Source organism: Paraburkholderia sp. BR10141 (assembly GCF_056155635.1).
Genome location: NZ_JBMIQH010000097.1, coordinates 1 through 3,810, shown reverse-complemented (window position 1 = coordinate 3,810; position 3,810 = coordinate 1). Strand labels below are relative to the sequence as shown.

At 61.2% G+C, this 3,810-nt stretch carries 3 protein-coding genes and 2 pseudogenes; 4 read left to right on the top strand and 1 reads right to left on the bottom strand.

Features of this window, described 5'->3' with window-relative positions:
- The first annotated feature begins 274 nt into the window (after positions 1–274).
- From ACOJB8_RS40875 to ACOJB8_RS40860, 4 genes and pseudogenes are all read left to right on the top strand, one after another.
- Positions 275–1,285: an IS110 family RNA-guided transposase gene (locus tag ACOJB8_RS40875; RefSeq protein WP_368728897.1), complete on the top strand. Its 1,011-nt coding sequence runs from the start codon at positions 275–277 to the stop codon at positions 1,283–1,285.
- A gap of 347 nt (positions 1,286–1,632) precedes the next feature.
- Positions 1,633–1,947: pseudogene (locus tag ACOJB8_RS40870) on the top strand (helix-turn-helix domain-containing protein); the annotation flags it as partial.
- Between the two features lie 45 nt (positions 1,948–1,992).
- Positions 1,993–2,214 (top strand): LysR family transcriptional regulator, encoded by a 222-nt coding sequence (locus ACOJB8_RS40865; protein ID WP_475017916.1) that lies wholly within the window; start codon positions 1,993–1,995, stop codon positions 2,212–2,214.
- 80 nt (positions 2,215–2,294) lie between these two features.
- Complete coding sequence (locus ACOJB8_RS40860; RefSeq protein WP_475017918.1) at positions 2,295–2,891, top strand: LysR substrate-binding domain-containing protein; 597 nt, start codon at positions 2,295–2,297, stop codon at positions 2,889–2,891.
- Between the two features lie 257 nt (positions 2,892–3,148).
- On the opposite strand, the pseudogene ACOJB8_RS40855 reads toward ACOJB8_RS40860, so the two are convergent.
- Positions 3,149–3,504: pseudogene (locus tag ACOJB8_RS40855) on the bottom strand (HTH-type transcriptional regulator ArgP); the annotation flags it as partial.
- Positions 3,505–3,810: the final 306 nt, after the last annotated feature.

Here is a 3,810-nt window from a genome sequence, read left to right as displayed (position 1 = left end):
GCAACCCGGGAGGCTCGGTGCTAAAAACCCCCTCCAGATAGATATAAAGGACTGCAAAACAACCACACCCAGAACCAACCTCAACCCCGACATCTGAAAATGGCTTTGACATTTTGATTTGATTTGATGTGTAGAACCCAAGTAGTAATGTCGTACCTGGGCCAAATAGATGGAATGGTCGCCTCCCGCCTTAACGGGCCGTCCAGCGCCGCAGTCTCGCGTCCTGAACATGCGACATTGCTGGTTCGGCAGTCCAGCCGCCAAGGAGAACCAGATGGAACCCACGACCATTGCCATCGACCTGGCCAAGCGCGTTTTCCAGATTCATTACGTCGAGACCGAGACCGGCGCAATCCGCAGCAAGGTACTCAAACGCGCCCAGCTCGTGCCGTTCTTCGCCAACCGGCCTGCGAGCCGTGTCGTCATGGAGGCCTGCGGCAGCGCCCATCACTGGGCACGGGTGCTCGCGCGGCTTGGGCACGACGTCCGGCTCATCGCAGCCCAGTTCGTACGGCCATTCGTGAAGTCAAACAAGAACGACGCGGCCGACGCTGCGGCGATCTGGGAAGCTGCCCAGCGTCCCGGCATGCGGTTCGTGGCCGTCAAGACCGAAGACCAGCAGGCCATGCTGGCGATGCACCGGATACGCCAGCAACTGGTCCGGATCCGCGTCATGCAGGTCAACCAGCTTCGAGGGCTGCTCTACGAATTCGGTATCGTGCTGCCGCAAGGTCGCCGGGCATCGATCGAGGCCGCCAAAGTCGCGCTCGCGTCACAGCCCGACCAGTTGCCAGCCATGCTTGCAGACAGCCTGCAGGATCAGTTCTCGAGGCTTCGTGCGCTCGACGAAGAGATCGCGCGGATCGAACAGCGCATTCTCGGCTGGCGCCGCAATGACGATGCATGCAAACGCATCTCGGAGATTCCCGGCGTGGGCGTGCTCACGGCAACCGCTGCGGTATCGGTCATCGGACAGGCACAGACGTTTCGCTCCGGACGGGAATTTGCCGCCTATCTGGGGCTCGTACCGCGACAGAACAGCTCCGGCGGCAAGGTGAAGCTCGGCAGCATCAGCAAGCGTGGCGACGTGTATCTGCGAACGCTGCTGATCCACGGTGCGCGATCGGTCATCGTAAGCGCAAGGCACTTGCCGGAGCGCTTGCGCCAGATGCTGTCCCGTCGTCCAACGAACGTCGTAGCTGTTGCACTCGCCAACAAGATGGCGCGAACAATCTGGGCGCTCCTCGCGTACGGCCGAACGTATGAAGCAGCTCAAGCGCAGTGACCACGCTTCAAAGGCAGTAACCCCATTCACGGTTGCACAGGTGTACTGAGTGATGGCAAGACAGGTTGGACCGCGCAAAGGCAAGCCTGAGACATTTCTCGGACCTCGAGTCCGCTAATTAGATTAGGACCTTTGCGGCGAAATCCATCGGGGCCGGCGGGCATGCCCGCGATCGAGTCCGGATATAAGTCCGCAACCACCCTCCTCGCCACGCACAATCACCTTGCAAATGGGAGGCGACCATATAAGAAATGCCGTAGTCCGGGGTGATTTTCGTTCATGCTGGGCAGCTCGTGACGCGCTCGCGGGAGTCCATCGTGGTGAATAGCAATAACGGGATCATCAGCATGTGCATGCGGGAACTGGATCGTCTGAAGGTGATCGAGGCCGTCGTCGAGGGCCGGCTGATGCCGTGGCGGGCCGCCGAGCGGTTGCGACTGAGCCGGCGGCAAGTGGAACGGCTCGCGAATCGTTATCGCAGCCAGGGTGCGGCCGGTTTGGTGTCGCGCAAGCGAGGCCAGCCGAGCAACCACCAGTTGCCGATGGATCTCGTGGACCGGGCCCTGGCCATCATCCGCGAGCGCTACGCCGATTTCGGCCCGACGCTGGCCTGCGAGAAGCTGCGCGAATGCCACGGTATCCGGCTTGCAGCCGAGACGATTTGATTTGATGCTATGTAGTTCCTATGCCTAAAAGAGATAGCCCAAATGAAACTACGCCAGGTCGAGGCGTTCCGCGCGGTGATGCAGGCAGGTTCCACGGGCGCCGCCGCGGAACTTCACACGTCGCAGTCCAATGTGAACAGGCTGATTACACAACTGGAGGCCGATACGCGGCTCGTACTCTTCGAGCGTTCCGGCGGTCGCCTCAATCCAAACCCGAAGCCAAGGCGCTCTTTCGCGATGTCGAGCGTGTCTTCGTCGGGTTGAAAAGTCTTGCCTATGCGGCCGACAGCATTCGGAATCTCGGGAGCGGCCGTCTGCGCATTGCGTCGATCCCGGGCATCGGTATGAGCTTTCTGCCGAGAGTCGTGCAGCGCTTCAGACAGTCTCGACCGGACGTGACTGTGTCGATTCACACGAACACGTCGAATACGGTCGAGCAATGGGTCTCTTCACAGTTCTGCGACGTGGGGATCGTCGCGTTCGTATCTGCGGCCGCTACGTGCCAGGCCGTTGCACTGCCTGACTCGGAGGTCGTGTGCCTCTTGCCGAAGAATCATCGCCTCGCTACGAAAAGCAGAATCGAGGCAGCGGATCTTCGCGGCGAGCAACACATTTCGCTCTCGCATGGCGACGGATCGCGGGAGGAGACCGACCGTGTGTTCGAACAGGAGGGAATCGAGCGCACCCAGTCGCTCGAAGCGCAGTACAGTGCGACCTGTTGTGAAATGGTGAAGCTCGGGCTCGGAGTGACACTCGCGCATCCGTTGGTGGCGACGGACTATGTAGGCCACGGGATCAAGGTGTTGCCGTTTTCACCATCGATCAACTACCCCAACTTCCTTCTGTATCCGCCGCACGGAGCGGCGTCTCAGCTGGCTGAGGAGTTCGCTGCGTTGTTGCGAGATCAGTTCGAGCGAGAGATTACTGGATGGCAGCAGTAACGATTCCGGGCCGCCGCATCGCTTCCAGCGTGTGCAGATGAGTCGACATCAGCCGGCACGAAAGCGGCTGCGCCAGCGCAGCCGTGTGGGTCAATCGATGTCGCTTGCTGCTCGTCCGGAGGCTAGAACTTGTGCCGGATCCCAGCGACTGCGACAAACTGGTTTCCGTTCGACGACGCCGAGGACCCGCTGATGTTTGCGACGGCCGTATTGCCGGTCGAGTCCGTTCCGGTCACCGCGGCGCGGCGCGCGGAGCGTCAGCCCGCGCTTTCGCCCGTCGGCGCCGGCTGAACTAGGCTTCGTCGCGCCGCCGCCATGACCAGCGCGCTGATCGTCGCGAGCGGCTCGGGCTCCTGCTCCCAGTGATGCCAGTACAGATCGATCAGCGACTCCGCCTGCATCGCGGGCACCAGCCCATAGCCGAGATCGTCCAGGATCGCATTGAGCAACGCCACCGGCGAAGGAAAATAGTGCCTCGGGTACCGGCCGACCGTCACACCGAAATGTGAACGGAAGAACACGTCATGCAGGGCGTCCTTCCGGTCAAACAGGATGGCGGTGGCCTTGAGCGCGCCGGCAAGGTCAGGCCACCGGCGAAATATTCGCGCGCGAAACATAACGTCCCGTACCGTCCGTAATGGCTGACTCGAAATCCTCTCCTCGGGTCGGGTGCCAGCCAGTCCTGGACCATACGTCTCAACGACACTCCCGAAATCGCCATAAGTTCCTCCATCATTTCGACGGCGACGGTACTGCGCCCCTGAAGATCAACAGTCGTTACACGCGGTTGATAGCGCCACCAAGACCTAGACTTACTTGGGACTTGCGTTTCCGCGCTTCGGCGGCACATCGGTGCAGACGCCCTCGTACAGCTCGGCGGCCATGCCGATCGACTCGCCCAGCGTCGGGTGCGGGTGAA

Excerpts from the sequence above, each read along its gene's own strand:
- ACOJB8_RS40875 (WP_368728897.1), top strand. The coding sequence starts at position 275 with ATGGAACCCACGACCATTGCCATCGACCTGGCCAAGCGCGTTTTCCAG.
- ACOJB8_RS40865 (WP_475017916.1), top strand. The coding sequence starts at position 1,993 with ATGAAACTACGCCAGGTCGAGGCGTTCCGCGCGGTGATGCAGGCAGGT.
- ACOJB8_RS40860 (WP_475017918.1), top strand. The coding sequence starts at position 2,295 with ATGAGCTTTCTGCCGAGAGTCGTGCAGCGCTTCAGACAGTCTCGACCG.